This window comes from Acetobacter sp. (assembly GCF_047723915.1).
Taxonomy (GTDB): Bacteria; Pseudomonadota; Alphaproteobacteria; order Acetobacterales; family Acetobacteraceae; genus Acetobacter.
This window is the reverse complement of sequence record NZ_JBDOBQ010000001.1, coordinates 178,772-193,699: the sequence shown is the minus strand read 5'-3', so window position 1 is coordinate 193,699 and position 14,928 is coordinate 178,772. Positions and strand designations below refer to the sequence as shown.

14 protein-coding genes and 1 tRNA gene are annotated in these 14,928 nt (G+C 62.9%); 6 read left to right on the top strand and 9 right to left on the bottom strand.

The genetic code is table 11. From position 1 onward, the window contains the following. Nucleotides 1-2: 2 nt before the first annotated feature. Entirely contained in the window at nt 3-791 is a 789-nt protein-coding gene (locus tag ABF990_RS00835; protein WP_415499613.1) for a double zinc ribbon domain-containing protein, read from the bottom strand. 70 nt (nt 792-861) lie between these two features. Here ABF990_RS00835 and ABF990_RS00830 point away from each other — a divergent pair, with 70 nt between their 5' ends. Further along, nucleotides 862-1,719: a methyltransferase domain-containing protein gene (locus tag ABF990_RS00830; RefSeq protein WP_415490593.1), complete on the top strand. Its 858-nt coding sequence runs from the start codon at nt 862-864 to the stop codon at nt 1,717-1,719. Between the two features lie 70 nt (nt 1,720-1,789). Here ABF990_RS00830 and moaA read toward each other — a convergent pair whose 3' ends face one another. The 4 genes from moaA to ABF990_RS00810 form a co-directional block, all read right to left on the bottom strand. Then, nucleotides 1,790-2,812 carry a GTP 3',8-cyclase MoaA gene (moaA, locus tag ABF990_RS00825; RefSeq protein ID WP_415490594.1) on the bottom strand — a complete coding sequence of 341 codons (1,023 nt, stop codon included), beginning with the start codon at nt 2,810-2,812 and terminating at the stop codon, nt 1,790-1,792. 179 nt (nt 2,813-2,991) lie between these two features. After that, nucleotides 2,992-4,401 carry a phosphoglucomutase/phosphomannomutase PgmG gene (pgmG, locus tag ABF990_RS00820; protein WP_415499614.1) on the bottom strand — a complete coding sequence of 470 codons (1,410 nt, stop codon included), beginning with the start codon at nt 4,399-4,401 and terminating at the stop codon, nt 2,992-2,994. Then, nucleotides 4,401-5,285: a UTP--glucose-1-phosphate uridylyltransferase GalU gene (gene galU / locus ABF990_RS00815; protein ID WP_415490596.1), complete on the bottom strand. Its 885-nt coding sequence runs from the start codon at nt 5,283-5,285 to the stop codon at nt 4,401-4,403. Before galU ends, pgmG begins: the two co-directional genes overlap by 1 nt. Before the next feature lie 331 nt (nt 5,286-5,616). Then, a tRNA-Leu gene (locus ABF990_RS00810) sits at nt 5,617-5,702 on the bottom strand. 72 nt (nt 5,703-5,774) lie between these two features. Between ABF990_RS00810 and lipB the strand changes: the two genes are divergently transcribed. Beyond that, nucleotides 5,775-6,491, top strand: coding sequence for a lipoyl(octanoyl) transferase LipB (gene lipB, locus ABF990_RS00805; protein ID WP_415490597.1), 717 nt, complete (start codon nt 5,775-5,777; stop codon nt 6,489-6,491). On the opposite strand, the gene ABF990_RS00800 is transcribed toward lipB, so the two are convergent. Continuing rightward, on the bottom strand, nt 6,472-7,104 hold the full coding sequence (locus ABF990_RS00800; RefSeq protein WP_415490598.1) for a LolA family protein: 633 nt from the start codon (nt 7,102-7,104) through the stop codon (nt 6,472-6,474). The two genes, lipB and ABF990_RS00800, sit on opposite strands and share 20 nt — an antisense overlap. Next, on the bottom strand, nt 7,101-7,439 hold the full coding sequence (locus ABF990_RS00795; protein WP_415490599.1) for a BolA family protein: 339 nt from the start codon (nt 7,437-7,439) through the stop codon (nt 7,101-7,103). The genes ABF990_RS00800 and ABF990_RS00795 overlap by 4 nt, the downstream gene beginning before the upstream one ends. A gap of 51 nt (nt 7,440-7,490) precedes the next feature. Here ABF990_RS00795 and ABF990_RS00790 point away from each other — a divergent pair, with 51 nt between their 5' ends. From ABF990_RS00790 to ABF990_RS00780, 3 genes are all read left to right on the top strand, one after another. Then, nucleotides 7,491-8,099, top strand: coding sequence for a J domain-containing protein (locus ABF990_RS00790; RefSeq protein ID WP_415490600.1), 609 nt, complete (start codon nt 7,491-7,493; stop codon nt 8,097-8,099). Between the two features lie 73 nt (nt 8,100-8,172). Further along, the gene (locus ABF990_RS00785; protein ID WP_415490601.1) at nt 8,173-9,177 is read left to right on the top strand and encodes an AAA family ATPase; all 1,005 of its coding nucleotides are present in this window, start codon (nt 8,173-8,175) and stop codon (nt 9,175-9,177) included. A 27-nt stretch (nt 9,178-9,204) separates the two neighbouring features. Then, nucleotides 9,205-11,133 (top strand): cobaltochelatase CobT-related protein, encoded by a 1,929-nt coding sequence (locus tag ABF990_RS00780; RefSeq protein ID WP_415499615.1) that lies wholly within the window; start codon nt 9,205-9,207, stop codon nt 11,131-11,133. 165 nt (nt 11,134-11,298) lie between these two features. Here ABF990_RS00780 and ABF990_RS00775 read toward each other — a convergent pair whose 3' ends face one another. Next, nucleotides 11,299-12,765 (bottom strand): pyridoxal phosphate-dependent decarboxylase family protein, encoded by a 1,467-nt coding sequence (locus tag ABF990_RS00775; RefSeq protein ID WP_415490603.1) that lies wholly within the window; start codon nt 12,763-12,765, stop codon nt 11,299-11,301. A 35-nt stretch (nt 12,766-12,800) separates the two neighbouring features. Continuing rightward, the gene (locus ABF990_RS00770; protein ID WP_415490604.1) at nt 12,801-13,781 is read right to left on the bottom strand and encodes a bile acid:sodium symporter family protein; all 981 of its coding nucleotides are present in this window, start codon (nt 13,779-13,781) and stop codon (nt 12,801-12,803) included. 105 nt (nt 13,782-13,886) lie between these two features. Between ABF990_RS00770 and ABF990_RS00765 the strand changes: the two genes are divergently transcribed. Then, on the top strand, nt 13,887-14,774 hold the full coding sequence (locus ABF990_RS00765; protein ID WP_415499616.1) for a hypothetical protein: 888 nt from the start codon (nt 13,887-13,889) through the stop codon (nt 14,772-14,774). Nucleotides 14,775-14,928: the final 154 nt, after the last annotated feature.

Below are 14,928 nucleotides of genomic sequence, written 5' to 3'. Positions count from 1 at the left end.
TGTCAGGCGCGGGTTTTGTTCATATCCGACAACTCTATATCAACATCTGCACGCTCAGGCACCACTCCGGCGACAAGAACATGCACGTTTTGCGCACCTGCCCGCAGCAACGCGCGCACGCAGGTCGTAGCCGTAGCGCCTGTTGTCAGCATGTCATCGACCAGCACCACCGTCCGCCCAGCAAGCAATATGCGCCGGGAATCACGCACGCCCACAGCCTGACCGACCTCTTTCTGCCGCGCCGCCCTGGAAAAACGTGCAAGCCGGGCCGTAGGTCGCTCACGCACCAGCGCGTCGGGCATGCACTCCAGGCCGCTCCGCCTCGCGATCCCCTGCGCCAGAAGGGCCGCCTGATTATAACGGCGGGTCAGCAGGCGCCACCTGTGCACGGGCACAGGCACCAGCAGGCAGCCCGGCTGGAGAATATCCGCCCCGGCCATGACCATGCGCGCCGCAAGATAGGCCGCATTGTCCAGACGGTCGGCATATTTGAGTTGCAGGATAAGCTCGCGCACAGCCCCGGCATAGAGAAATGCCGCACGGGCCTGCCCCCAGAGCGGGTGCCGGTGTTCGCAGGCCCTGCACAACCCCTGCGACCCCAGCAAGGCGGCCGAGGACTGCGGAGCGGCACAGGCCTTGCAGAAGGGATGACTGACCGGCTGAAGCCGACCGAAACAGTGCGTACAGACAAGCCCGGCCTGCACCACATCCGTCCCGCATAACAGACACGATGGCGGATAAAGCAGATCCAGCGCCTGCCGCCCCACCCTGCCCATGACAGTCGCGCGCATTCTGGGCTCCCGCTCCCGTTACCACCCGCCCGGCTTGGCAAAACACGCCCGAACGCGCACATCTTGTTCCATGAGCACACCGCTGATTTTCGACCACCGCGCCGTCAGGCTGCACCGGGATCGCGCCGCCCGTCGGCAGGCAGAGGTTTTACCGATCCTGCAAGCCGCCACCGATCATCTGATAGACCGGCTGGACGACATGGCAAGACCTTTCGCCACCGCCCTGGATATCGGGGGCAGAGGACTGGTCTGCCGCGCATTGGCGCAACGCGGAATTTCGACAGTAGCGCTCGATATTTCGGCGCCACAGGCAGCCCTGTCGGACGCACCTGCCCTCTGCTCCGATCTCGAGACCCTGCCCTTTGCCGCCCACAGCTTCGATCTGGTCACGGCCTGCCTGTCGCTGCATTGGGTCAACGACCTGCCGGGGCTGTTCGCCCAGATCCGGCATATATTGCGCCCTGACGGGCTTTTTCTCGCGTCCCTCCCCATCCTGCCGACACTTGGCCCGTTGCGCAAAGCGCTGGAAACCGCCGAACTGGCCGTGAGCGACGGTGTTTCTCCACGTGTGTCGCCCTTGCCCACCCAGCAAAGCTGCGCGCATCTCATGCAGCGGGCGGGTTTTGCCCTGCCGGTCGTGGATAGCGACGTGCTGGACCTGCGTTACCGCACGCTGGGAGCCCTGATGGCGGATTTGCGCGCGGCGGGCGAAACCAATGCCCTGGCGCTACGCCCGCGCGGCATGACGCCGCGCATGCTTTTTCCCGCCGCAACCGCCATGCTGGAAGACACGGATGAAGGCAGCTTTGCCATGCCATTGCATATGGCCGTGCTTTCTGGCTGGGCCCCTGCCCCCACGCAACCCAAACCTCTGGCTCCGGGGCAGTTCCAGCACAATCTGGGAGAATACTTAGCCGACGGGGCATAAACACCGCCGACAGGTCCAAACGCTGCCCGACCTGCCAAACGATACAGAGACCATCTCGGCCCGCCGTCCCTCAGCCGCCGGTTACGCTCATATGCCGTTCGGGCCCCATGACCTGCCCCGTCGCGCGCTCAAGCAGAAAATCATGCCGCGCGGGCTTGCGGGCAATGGCTGCACCAATCGCATCGTTCAGATCGCGGTCGGTCGCACCGCCACGCAGGAGGGAGCGCAGATCAGCCCCATCCTCATGACCGAGACAGGTATAAAGCCTGCCCGTACAGGACAGCCGGACCCGATTGCAGGTGGAGCAGAAATTATGGCTCAGCGGCGTAATAAAACCCAGCCTCTGCCCGGTCTCCCTCACCCGCACGTAGCGGGCCGGACCGTTTGCCGCGACCGCAGCGGGAATCGTATCCAGCGTCCAGCGCTTTTCAAGCCGCGCCCTGACATCGGATAACGGCAGGTAGCTCGACTGCCGCGCCACCCCTGTATCGCCCATGGGCATGGTCTCGATCAGGCACAGATCGGCCCCGATCTGCCCGCACCAGGCCAGCATGGCATCGAACTCGTCATCATTCACGCCCGCCATGGCCACGGTGTTGATCCTAACCGCAAGCCCTGCAAGCCGCGCCGCGCGAATACCCTCCAGCGTGGTGGCCAGCGTTCCACGCCGGGTAATACGCGCAAAACGTTCCGCATCGAGGGAATCGAGACTGACATTGATCCGCCGCACGCCAGCCCGCACCAGCAGGTCAGCAAACCCGGCCAGACGGCTGCCATTGGTTGTCAGGGTCAGTTCCCGCAGGCGTCCTGCATCATCCGGGCGGTGCAGCAGCGTGCCAAGTTCGGTCAGAAACGACCCGATATCCTTGCGCACCAGCGGCTCGCCCCCCGTAATACGCAGGTGGCGCACGCCATGGCCCACAAAGACATGGCTCAGCCGCAGCAGTTCCTCGAAATCCAGCACCTCGGCCCTGGGCAGAAACGTCATGGTTTCGGACATGCAATAGGTGCAGCGCATGTCGCACCGGTCCGTCACCGACAAACGAAGGTAGGAGATCCGCCGACCGGCAGGGTCCATTAAAGAGGACAACATAGGTCCCCTATATCAGAAAGCAGTGATGCTTTAAAACACAAATTCCCCGCAGCCCCACCATGTTGGCAACGCAGGGACCGGACAGATCGCGGTATCGGCACGCAAAAAAGGGCGGCCCGGTCATGCCGGAACCGCCCCCAATGCAACACCTGACCGACCCGGGCCAGCCAGATGTTGACTTAATGGCCCGCGTTATTGCCCGAGAAATCCGGCTGTTCAAGACCGGATTGCTCAAGCTGGAGCACCAGCGCGCCTTTCAGACGCTCCAGCCCTGCGGCGTCGCGACCTTCGGCCCGGGCCACCAGCACGGCCTGCGTGTTGGACGCACGCAGCAGCCACCAGCCATCGGTCGTGTTCACCCGCACACCGTCGATTTCCGAAACGTCCGCGCCCTCTTTACGCAGGCGTTCAGCCACTTCCTCAATAACCTTGAACTTGCGATGATCGTCGCAGTCAAAACGCACTTCCGGGGTGGAAATTGTACCCGGCAGCGCTTCGCGGAAGGCCGAAAGCGGGGTGTTCATCCGGGCGATAATACCCAGAGCCCGCACGCCGGCATACAGCGCGTCGTCAAAACCATACCATTTGTCGGCAAAGAAGATATGGCCTGACATTTCACCGGCCAGCGGAGAGCCCGTCTCCGCCATCTTGGATTTGATGAGCGAATGCCCGGTGCGCCACATCAGCGGCTTGCCGCCCGCGCGCGCAACCTCGTCAAACAGGACCTGACTGGCCTTGACGTCGGCAATGATGGTCGCGCCCGGATGGCTTTTCAGCACATCGCGCGCCAGCAGTACCAGGGTCTGGTCGCCCCAGAGAATTTCGCCCTTGTCGTCCACCAGGCCGATCCGGTCGGCATCGCCATCGAAGGCAATACCAAGATCGGCCTTGTTGTCCCGTACTGCCGAGATCAGTTGCTCAAGATTCTTGGCAACCGTGGGGTCGGGGTGGTGGGCGGGAAAGGTGCCGTCAATGGCGGCATTGAGCACGATATGCTCGCCTGGCAGGACCGCCACCAGCTTTTCCAGTATTTCGCCAGCGGAACTGTTGCCGTTGTCCCAGACGATCTTGAGCTTGCGCTCGCCGCCGTCATAATCCTTGACCAGACGGCGGACATAATCGTCGCGCAGGTCAATATCGCGCACGCTGCCTTTTTCGGCCGCGACCACATCACCCTTTTGGGACAGTTCGCCCAGTTCGCGAATTTGCGCGCCATAGAAGGGCTTGCCCGCCAGCATCATCTTGAAGCCGTTATAGTCAGGCGGGTTGTGGCTGCCCGTCACCATAATGGCACCGTCCGCCTTGAGCGTGGCCGACGCGTAGTACAGCATGGGCGTGGGCCCGCGTCCCACGCGTGTTACATCCAGCCCGCAGGCGCTCAGCCCTTCCACCAGGGCCTGTTCCAGCATGGGAGAGGACAGACGCCCATCAAAACCGACCACGGCGGTTTTGCCACCGTTGCGGCGCACGATGCTGCCGAACGTGCGCCCGATGGCGAACGCATCTTCCGCATTCAGCGTTTTGCCGACAATGCCACGGATATCGTATTCGCGCAGACTTGTCGGATCAAAGGTATGGTTAAAGGACATCAGACTGCTTCCGCATAACGCTTGAGGAATTCCCGCACGCCATCGGCAAGGTCGGGGCGTTCCAGCGCGAAGGCGATCTGCGCCTCCAGGAAGCCGAGCTTGTTGCCGCAATCGTGGCGTGTACCTTCATACCGCAGGCCGTGGAACGGCGCTTCGCCAATGGTCTTGGCCATGGCGTCGGTCAACTGCACCTCACCCCCGGCACCTTTTTCCAGTTTGGCCAGGTGCTTCATGACATGAGGTGTCAGGATATAACGCCCGATAATGGACAGGTTGGACGGCGCTTTTTCGGGCTGCGGCTTTTCCACCAGGCCTTTGACCTCAACCAGACGCCCGTCATCCGTGCCGATATCGAGAATACCGTAACGGTTGGTATGGTCGCGCGGCACTTCCGTCACCGCGACCACGCTGCCGCCCGTTTCATAATAGGCATCGGCAAGCTGCTTGAGGCACCCTACCTTGGACTGCACGATATCGTCGGGCAGAAGAATGGCGAACGGATCGTCGCCAATGAACGACCGTGCGCACCAGATCGCATGCCCCAGCCCCAGCGGCTCCTGCTGGCGGACCGCGATCAGCGACCCGGCCTCGATCGAACTGGGGGCCAGCGCCTCCAGGCAGTCGATCTTGTTGCGTTCCTTCAGTGTGCTTTGCAGTTCGTAGGCGATATCGAAATAATCGATCAGGGAATCCTTGCCACGGCCCGTAATCAGGCAGAATTCCTCGATCCCGGCAGCGCGCGCCTCATCGATCGCATATTGAATGAGCGGCTTGTCAACGACCGGCAGCATTTCCTTGGGCATGGCTTTTGTTGCCGGGAGGAACCGGGTTCCCAGACCTGCAACCGGCAGAACTGCTTTACGTAAACGCTTGGGTTTAGACACGAATGCAACACCTTAAAATATAGTTGAACATCGACCGTCTGAACCGGCCCGCGCGGCCAGACCCGCGCAATACGATTCACGATACTTAATCATAACAGGCCACGCCAGACGTCATGACACATCACGACATTTCCACCGGCAGCCCCGCTTTATCGACATATAGCTGAGTAGCCGATCTTTTCCAAAAACACGAAAAGAACGGCGTGATTATGACCAAGACGGGACCAAAAACGGACAAAACCCCGCAGGGAGAGGCCATGCGGGGGTATGGCGCCCGCCCGGGTGGGCGTGGCACTTGCCATCTGAATACTGTCACAGGTTCTGAAAAATATGGTGCGGTCGAGAAGACTCGAACTTCCACGGGGTTTCCCCCACAAGCACCTCAAGCTTGCGCGTCTACCATTCCGCCACGACCGCACGTGACAACCGGCACCAGAAAAGCGATACCGTGAGGTGAGATGCGTATAACCGAACCATAAACAGGCGGCAATGACCAAAGAACAAATTTTATGGGAAATCAGCAAAAACCATGCTCCCTACCCCCTTGCCCTCGACCGCATGGAACGGATTTCCCGCGATATCCGCGCTGACAACGCCGCCGAACGGGTCTGGTTGCTTGAACATCCGCCCCTGTTCACATCGGGCACGTCCGCAAAACCCGAAGACCTGTTCAACCCGCACGGCTACCCCACCTATCATGCCGGGCGCGGCGGCCAGTGGACGTACCATGGCCCCGGCCAGCGAACGGCCTATGTCATGCTCGACCTTGCCCGCGCGCATGCACAGGTGCCCCCGCGTGACCTGCGTGCCTATGTTCAGGCGCTTGAGCGCTGGGTAATTACCGCGCTGGCGCATTTCGGTCTGGCGGGAGAAGTGCGCGACGGCCGCGTGGGGGTATGGGTCACGGACCCTGCAACCGGCCGGGAGGAAAAAATCGCCGCCATTGGCGTGCGTGTCTCGCGCTGGGTCAGCTGGCACGGCGTAGCCATCAACCTGTCGCCCGACATGGCGGATTTCAACGGCATCGTGCCATGCGGCATCCGCGATTACGGCGTGACCAGCTTTCGCAAGCTCGGGCTTGCCACCACAATGGCCGAACTGGATGCCGCCCTGATGACATCGTGGGAGACGGTGTTCGGAAGCAAGCCTTCCGCCCTGACGGAGGTGGACCTTGCAGCCCGTCCCCTTACTGCGGAGCCAGGGTGATCAGCGTGACCTGCCGCCGTTCATCGACAATATGGGCCTGGTACAGGCTCAGCCTGTCACCCTGGTCACGGAACCGCAACGTCACCAGCCCCTGAGACGGGTTGTCGGTCCGCGCCAGGGAAAGCTGGAGAAAACCGTTGCCCTGGCGCACATCCGTTACGGTCACGGGGCCTGACAGGCGCACCGGATCATCCAGCAGAAGCCCGAGCGGATTATGCGCAAGACCGATCCGCGTTTCCGAACCGGACTGACTGTCCGTGAAGATGGCATGGCGCTCCGCGGCCCGGAGTTCCATGGCGTGGGGCACGCTGAACCGCATGTCCAGCGTGCCGGGGCGATAGGTCAGCACACCGCCGCCCTGCGCCCCGTCGGGCCAGACCTGGGTAAAGGGTGCGTCGATCAGGTTCACGTGGCGCAGATACGCTTCAACCCGCGCGACCTGCGGGTCCTGTCCCACGGCAGGGGTGCGAGTCTGCGGTGTCGCGCAGGCGGTCAGTGCAACTGCGGGGACAAGCAGCATCCAGCCCCGCCGTGTCATGGGGCGGACTGCCACAGGGCGGGCTGGCACGGGGCGATCTGGCAGGGGGCGGACTTTCCGGGAGCGGGCTGTCACGCGCTGCGCCCTTCTTCCTCGGGGGTGCGCAGGGTCAGTGCAAGCGCATGCAGACCGCTTGCAAATTCGCTGTCCAGAAGATCATGGACCATACGCGAGCGGGTTACGCGGTTTACACCTGCAAACGCCTCGGAAACCATATAAACTCGGAAATGCGTTTCCGTCGCGCCTGCCTCGGGTCCACGCGTCATGGCCACATGGTGAGCATGGCGGCTGCTTTCGTCCTGAATGTCCAGCCGCACGGGCGTGAAGCGGGTCTCCAGCGTCTGGCGCACCCGCAATGCGCGCGCTCCGGCCTGGGTGGCGGAGGCGGCAGATTCTGAAAGACTGGTCATATGCACGTTAACCCCTTGCGACCGACACGTTTGCGACGCAAATAACATTGAATGATGAAGCGAAGGAACACCCGTCCCCGCGCGTTTGACCCCGACCCCAACGCGCCGCAGTGCTGCTGCGACATGCCGGACTGCGCAAGCCCGGCAGGGTACCGCGCGCCGCGTTCGCGCGACGCGCTGAACCAGTATTACTGGTTCTGCCTTGAGCATGTGCGTGAATATAACGCACGCTGGGACTACTATAAAGGTATGACAACAGCCCAGATCGAAGCCCAGCTCAGGGCCGATACGCGCTGGGACCGCCCAAGCTGGGCCTTTGGCCAGAGCACATCCGCCCGCCGGGCCGCCCCGCAGGATGACGATATTCTGGACCCGCTGGATATTCTGGGCCAGCACCGCAAGGCCCGGGCCGAGCGCGCACGCGCGCAGGCAGCCCCCCGCACACCCTCCGCCCTGCGCGAACCCCTGGCCATTCTGGGCCTGCCCTGGCCGGTCTCCCTGGAGGAAGCCAAGACCCAGTACCGCGCCCTTGCCCGCAAGAACCACCCGGACACCAACAACGGCAGCCGGGCGGCGGAAGAACGGCTCAAGCAGATCAACGTCGCCTTTACGATCGTGAAGACACATCTGGCGACGGAAAACCTCGAAAAAACAGGCTGATCATGTATCCTTGCCCCGCTTCTTTTCGCAGCGGGCCAGCCTCCTGCCCCACCACACGACCAGACGGACCATCATGACGGATATCCTTTCCTCCACATCCACCAGCGACCTGCCCCCCATTTCGGCCATTTCGGTACCGGACCGGGAGGTTTCGGTCCGGGATGTCTTCGGAATCGACTCCGACATGACCGTGCCGGCTTTTTCCACCCGCACCGACCACGTGCCCGAAATCGACACGGCCTATCTGTTCGACCACGACACAACCCTGTCCATTCTGGCTGGTTTTGCGTTCAACCGCCGCGTCATGGTTCAGGGTTTTCATGGCACGGGCAAATCCTCCCATGTCGAACAGATCGCCGCCCGCCTGAACTGGCCGTGTATCCGTATCAATCTGGACAGCCATGTCTCGCGTATCGACCTGATCGGCAAGGACGCCATTGTGGTGCAGGACGGCCAGCAGGTGACCGAATTCCAGGAAGGGCTGCTGCCCTGGTGCCTGCAACGCCCCTGCGCGCTGGTTTTTGACGAATACGACGCCGGCCGCCCCGACGTCATGTTCGTGATCCAGCGCGTTCTGGAAGTGGAAGGCAAACTGACCCTGCTGGACCAGAACCGCGTCATTACCCCCAACCCGTGGTTCCGGCTGTTCGCCACCGCCAACACCGTCGGTCTGGGCGATACGACCGGCCTGTACCATGGCACGCAGCAGATCAACCAGGGCCAGATGGACCGCTGGAATATCGTAACGTCACTCAACTACCTGCCCCACCAGCAGGAAGTGGGCATTGTCTGCTCCCGTCTGGGCATTGCGGCGGATGACAAGGCAGGACGGGCGAAGATCGACAACATGGTGGCTCTTGCCGCCCTGACGCGGGCCGGCTTCATGGCGGGGGACCTGTCCACCGTCATGTCACCGCGCTCGGTCATTGCCTGGGCGGAAAACGAACGCATTTTCAAGGATACCGCCTTTGCGTTCCGCGTTACCTTCCTGAACAAATGCGATGAGGCCGAACGCGGCATGGTGGCGGAATATTATCAGCGCTGCTTCAACAGCAGCCCCCTGCCCGGTCGCGGTTGAGGGGCAGGTAGATAAAGCACAGACCCGATGGCCGAGCACACAAAGGGACCGGCAGGTCCAACCTCCCGCCTGAGCCGCGAAGCAGCCGAAAAACAGGCTGACGCTTTCAAGCAGGCCACAGCCGCCACGTTGCGGGCCATGGGTGGCCAGCGCGAGGCTGACCTGTCTTTCCATAGCGGGAACATGCCTCTTGCGCCCCTGAGCCTGGGCGAGAAAGTGCGCCTGCCCAACCCGTCAATGGCGCTGGACGAGGCTGAAAAACAGCGCCTGCGTGGCACGGCCGACGCCCAGGCCCTGCGCCTGAAACACCATGACTTCGCGCTGCATGCCAGCCGCCAGCCCGCCGACACGGTGGCGCGGGAGGTGTATGACGCACTGGAGCAGGCCCGCATAGAAGCTGTGGGCGCGCGCCACATGAAAGGTGTTGCGGCCAACCTGCGCCACCGGCTGGAGCGCGAGGTGCATGCCTCCGGGCTGGACCGTATGACCGACCCCAGCCAGCTTTCGCCCGTGGTTGGGCTTGAACTGCTGGCGCGTGAGAAACTGACGGGCGAGCCCATGCCCGAAGCGGCCCGGGCGATCGTGACCCAGTGGAAGGAAACCCTGCCCCCGCAGGCCCTGAATGCACTGGACGCGCTGGTGCGCGACCAGGACAGCCAGCGCGCCTATTCACGCGCGACACGCAAGCTCCTGGCCGCCTGTTCTCTGACGGAAGAGGAAGCCACTTCCGAGGACGAGGAAACACAGGACGATTCCGGCGCGGACACGACCGATTCGCCCGATGACGACGCGAACCAGCCCCCGCCCGACGAACAGGATGAAACAAGCGCGCAGGAGCCCGACCTGTCCGAGGCGGTGACACAGCCGCAGCTTCTGGCAGGCAGCGGCGAAAGCACCGACGATATCGCTGATGAAGAGCAGGAATCCGGCTCGGCCGAAGGGACGGGAGATGCCGCGGGCCCCGGTGGCCGGTCCGAGATCGAACCGGGCGACTGCGGCAAGGTCTACCACCCTTTTACCACCCGTTTCGATGAGGAAATCCCGGCCGAGGACCTGTGCGACCCGGAGGAACTCAACCGCCTGCGCCACCAGCTTGACCTGCAACTGGCGACCCTGCACGGCATTGTCTCGCGCCTGGCAAACCGGCTGCAGCGCAGGCTTATGGCGCAGCAGACCCGCTCATGGTCGTTCGATCTGGAAGAAGGCATTCTGGATGCGGGCAGGCTGTCGCGGATCGTGGCCAATCCGAGACTGTCCCTGTCCTACAAGCGTGAACGCGATACGGAATTCCGCGATACGGTCGTGACCCTGCTGGTCGACAATTCGGGCTCCATGCGGGGGCGCCCCATTTCGGTTGCCGCCGCCTGCGGGGATATTCTGGCCCGCACGCTGGAACGCTGCGGCGTGAAAGTGGAAATTCTCGGCTTTACCACCCGCGCCTGGAAAGGCGGGCAAAGTCGGGAACTCTGGCTGCAGAACCACAAGCCCCCCAACCCCGGACGGCTGAACGATCTGCGGCATATCATCTACAAGGCTGCGGACACACCATGGCGGCGCGCACGCGCCAATATGGGGCTGATGCTGCGTGAAGGGCTATTGAAGGAAAACATAGACGGCGAGGCCCTGCTCTGGGCCTGGCAACGCCTGAAAGCACGCCCGGAATCGCGCAAGATCCTGATGGTGATATCGGATGGCGCACCGGTGGATGACAGCACGCTGTCGGTCAACCCGGCGTCCTACCTGGAGGATCACCTGCGCGAAGTCATTCACATGATCGAAAATCGCAGCGCCGTGGAACTGACCGCCATTGGCATCGGGCACGATGTGACCCGTTATTACCAGCGCGCCGTGACCATTACGGATGCCGAGGAACTGGGCGGCACAATGCTGCAGTCGCTCTCTGCCCTGTTCGCTGAAAAACGTGGACAGCCCGGGGCCCGTCGCTCCGGGCGGTAAGGACACGCGCCCCCACCAGTCATGGGGGCGCCGAAAGACACAAAAACGCGCCCCCATGCAAGAAGAGTATGGCCGCGCTCCCGGCCCGTACACCTGCCGAACAGGGTCGCTCGGCCATGTGCCATTACGCGCCCCGGCAACGCACCCCGGGCCACACGTGACGGGCTACGCCACCGGGGCTGAAGACCGGGTTTGAAGCGCAAAGCCCAGCCGGGCCTGTGCCAGATCCAGCAAGGCATCGAGCATGATATCGGCATCCTGCTCGGTCGTGCGGTGGTTGACCATGGCCGCGCGAATGGCAAGCTGGCCCCCGATCCGCGTGGTAGACGGAGCTGCAATGCCGCTTTCGTGCAGGTCTTTCACCAGTTCTGCATTCAGCCGGTCCAGGTCCTGCCCGTCCACCACCAGTCGAAAACAGACGATGTTCAGGGTCACGGGGGCCAGCAGTTCCAGGCAGGGCGTGTGGCTGACACGTGCGGCCAGATGCCGGGCGACCGCACAGGACCGGGCCACGACCTCGCCCAGCCGCTGGGTGCCAAATCCTTCCAGCGCGAACCAGACCTTGAGCGCCCTGAACCCGCGTGACAGGTCCGGTCCCAGATCGCAGAACCAGGGCGCATGCGCCGCCAGCCCTCTATCCTCGCGCGCCAGATAATCCAGTGTCTGCGCAAAGGCCGCGGCCTGCGCCCCCGGATCGCGCACCAGAACGCAGCCCGCATCATAGGGAACCTGCGCCCATTTATGAAAATCGAACGCCAGACTATCGGCGCGTTCCATCCCCCGCACAAGGGGTGCGTGCTCCGGCGACAGACGCGCCAGCGCGCCGAATGCGCCATCGACATGGAACCAGAGCTTTTCAGCCTCGGCCAGGTCGGCAAGTTCATCCAGCGGGTCAACGCTGCCGGTATCCACCGTTCCGGCCGTGCCGATTACCATGAACGGCTCGGCCCCGGTCGCGCGGTCTTCGGCCAGCATGCGGCGCAGCGCTGCCATATCCATCCGGTGGTCGGGACCTGTCGGAACGCGCCGCAGGGCCTGCGTGCCCAGCCCCGCCATATCGAAGGCACGCGCCACACAGCCATGCGCCGTGCTGGCCGCATACCCCACCAGCCTGCGGCCGCCCACACCGCCCTGCCGAAGGGCCGCGCCATCCGCGACGGCGCGGCTGGCTGTCAGAATGGCGATGAAATTGGCCATGGACGACCCGGTCACCAGCAGCCCCGTCGTGGTAGCGGGGAAACCGAACATGGCCGCCGCCCAGCGAATGACCATACGTTCGACATCGACCGGCGCGTGGTTGCGCCCGCCCAGATTGGCGTTCAGCCCCGCAGCGAGCATATCGGCCAGCATGCCCTGAACGGTGCCGCCCCCATGCACCCAGCCCATGAAACGCGGGTGCCGGTTCCCCACCGAATAAGGCTGCACGGCCTGCACAAAGCGCGCATGCAGTTCAGCAAGGTCGCGACCGTGTTCCGGTAATGGAGCCGTGTCGAAACCCTGCCGCAATGCGGGTGGCATGGGCTGCCAGACAGGCCCTGCCGGTACGGCACGAATGTTGTCGATCATGGCGTCGAGCATCCTGTGCGCCTGGGTGCGCAGGGTGTCCCAGTCATCCGGATCAAGACCAGCCACAGGCGTTCCTTCCGTGGTGTTGCATGATGTGCCGCCTAAACCGTCTGTTCCGCCAGGCTGTTTTCATCCCGAGTCTGGCGGGCGAACCGGCGGGCCAGCATGGCGCAGACAAAAAGCTGGATCTGGTGGTACATCATCAGCGGCAGCACGATAATGCCGACCGTGGCTGCCGGGAAAAGCACGTTGGCCATGGGCACCCCCGATGCCAGCGTTTTTTTGGAACCGCAGAACACGATGGCGATCTCGTCTTTGAGGGGCACGCCCAACGCGCGCGAGCCCAGAATGGTGATGACAAGAACCGTGGCCAGCAATGCCGTGTCCGCCAGGGCGATCATGCCCAGTTCTGTCGCGGGCAGCTTGTGCCATAGCCCCTGCATGACCGCGTCGCTGAAGGCGGCATAAACCACCACCAGCACGGACCCCCGGTCGGAAAAGGACAACAGGGTCTTGTTGCGGTGCGCCCACGCCCCCAGCCAGGGCTGCACAAGCTGCCCCAGCACGAACGGCAGCAGAAGCTGGTAGACGATATCCAGCGGGTTTCCGCCCACGGCCCCATGCTGGCGCAGCACCAGCCCCACCAGAACGGGCGTTATGAAAATACCCAGCACATTGGACGCGGTCGCTGCACAGACCGCCGCAGGCACGTTCCCGCCAGCAATAGATGTAAACGCAATGGAAGATTGTACCGTAGACGGCAGGCAGCACAAAAACAGAATACCCAGCCACACATCAGGCAGCAGCAGACCGGGTGCCAACGCATGGGCCGCAAGCCCGATCAGCGGGAACAGCACGAACGTGCAGCACAGAATAATGGCATGCAGCCGCCAGGCAACCAGCCCTTCCACCACAGCGGCGCGTGACAGTCTGGCCCCCTGCAGAAAGAACATGAGCGAAATCAGCCCGATGGACAGCCAGTGGAAAACCGGCACGGCGGCACCGTGGCAGGGTATGAATGTCGCCAGCAGAATTGCGCATATCAACCCGAGCAGAAAAGGGTCCATTTTCAAAAACCGCACAGGCTTTGATCCTCCATGATCGGGCTTGCTTGCGGTGTTTACTTACGGCACTCTCGACCCGAAATGAAGCATAACTCTTTTTTATACTTTCTTGTTCGCGGTGTCGTGAGCCTGGGTACCGTTTCAGGCATCGCAGCCACAGCCTGTGCCGCCCCCCCAGCAGGCTGCGCCATTGTGCGCCATGCCGCCGTGCAGGACACCCCGCAGGGCGTGGTATATGACGGCTTTGCCATTAGCACGCCCGACGGCGGCACGCGCCTGAACGCGGCACAGTATGTCTTTCATGGTCCGGCCACTGGTGCGGACGCCCGGCACGACCAGGCGGAAGCCGCAGCGCTCCTGCTGGTCTCGGCCATGTCCGGGCGACATAACCCGGCCTGTTCGAACTGGCTGGCGGCACAGGGGCAGCAGGTCAGTGCAGCGCTTAAGGCCGGCCACGGATATGACCTGACATGGCAGAACGCCACGATTGTTCATGGCATGGCACAGGTCGGGGTCGGTACCGTACGCTACCAGATGCAGCCGACAAACCCCGAGCATGTCAGTTCGGTTTCCCTGACCATGAACGAGTTGAGCTACCGCAATGTCGCCAATCAGGGGTTGCTGCCATCGTCAGCACGGGCTGTGTTTTCCCTGCCCGCGAACGAACTGCCCGCCCTGATGGACGCCATTGGCGGGCGCAGCACCTCAAGCCCGGCCGTGCATGCCACTATCAGCAGTCTTGAAGCCAGTCAGGGCGCCATAAGGCTACAGGGTCACGGTCAGGCAACACTGACCGGCAATGTGGGCAACACATCTGCCTCCGGTCATCTCAAAATCACCAATCTGGAAGCACTGATCGAGAAAGCCCGGAACGAAAAGCAGATCAAGCTCGCGGCCGCCCTCGTGGTCGCACGCCTTGTCAGCCACCGTTCGGGCGAACAGAATACCTGGGACACAAACTGGGAAGGCGGCGTGCTGACAGTCAACGGCTTTCCGCTGCCGCTGCGCTAACCCCAAGGCCCGCGAGGAAACGCCTGACGACCCGCCTCCGGCGTACGGACCGGAGGCGGCGAATATCCCCCCGCCCACGCCCATAACATTCAGCTACTGGCTACTGGCTACTGGCTACTGGCTACTGGCTACTGGCTACTGGCTACTGGCTACT

Coding starts and splice junctions, on each gene's coding strand:
- ABF990_RS00835 (WP_415499613.1), bottom strand. CDS start 791: ATGCGCGCGACTGTCATGGGCAGGGTGGGGCGGCAGGCGCTGGATCTG.
- ABF990_RS00830 (WP_415490593.1), top strand. CDS start 862: ATGAGCACACCGCTGATTTTCGACCACCGCGCCGTCAGGCTGCACCGG.
- moaA (WP_415490594.1), bottom strand. CDS start 2,812: ATGTTGTCCTCTTTAATGGACCCTGCCGGTCGGCGGATCTCCTACCTT.
- pgmG (WP_415499614.1), bottom strand. CDS start 4,401: ATGTCCTTTAACCATACCTTTGATCCGACAAGTCTGCGCGAATACGAT.
- lipB (WP_415490597.1), top strand. CDS start 5,775: ATGACCAAAGAACAAATTTTATGGGAAATCAGCAAAAACCATGCTCCC.
- ABF990_RS00795 (WP_415490599.1), bottom strand. CDS start 7,439: ATGACCAGTCTTTCAGAATCTGCCGCCTCCGCCACCCAGGCCGGAGCG.
- ABF990_RS00790 (WP_415490600.1), top strand. CDS start 7,491: ATGATGAAGCGAAGGAACACCCGTCCCCGCGCGTTTGACCCCGACCCC.
- ABF990_RS00785 (WP_415490601.1), top strand. CDS start 8,173: ATGACGGATATCCTTTCCTCCACATCCACCAGCGACCTGCCCCCCATT.
- ABF990_RS00780 (WP_415499615.1), top strand. CDS start 9,205: ATGGCCGAGCACACAAAGGGACCGGCAGGTCCAACCTCCCGCCTGAGC.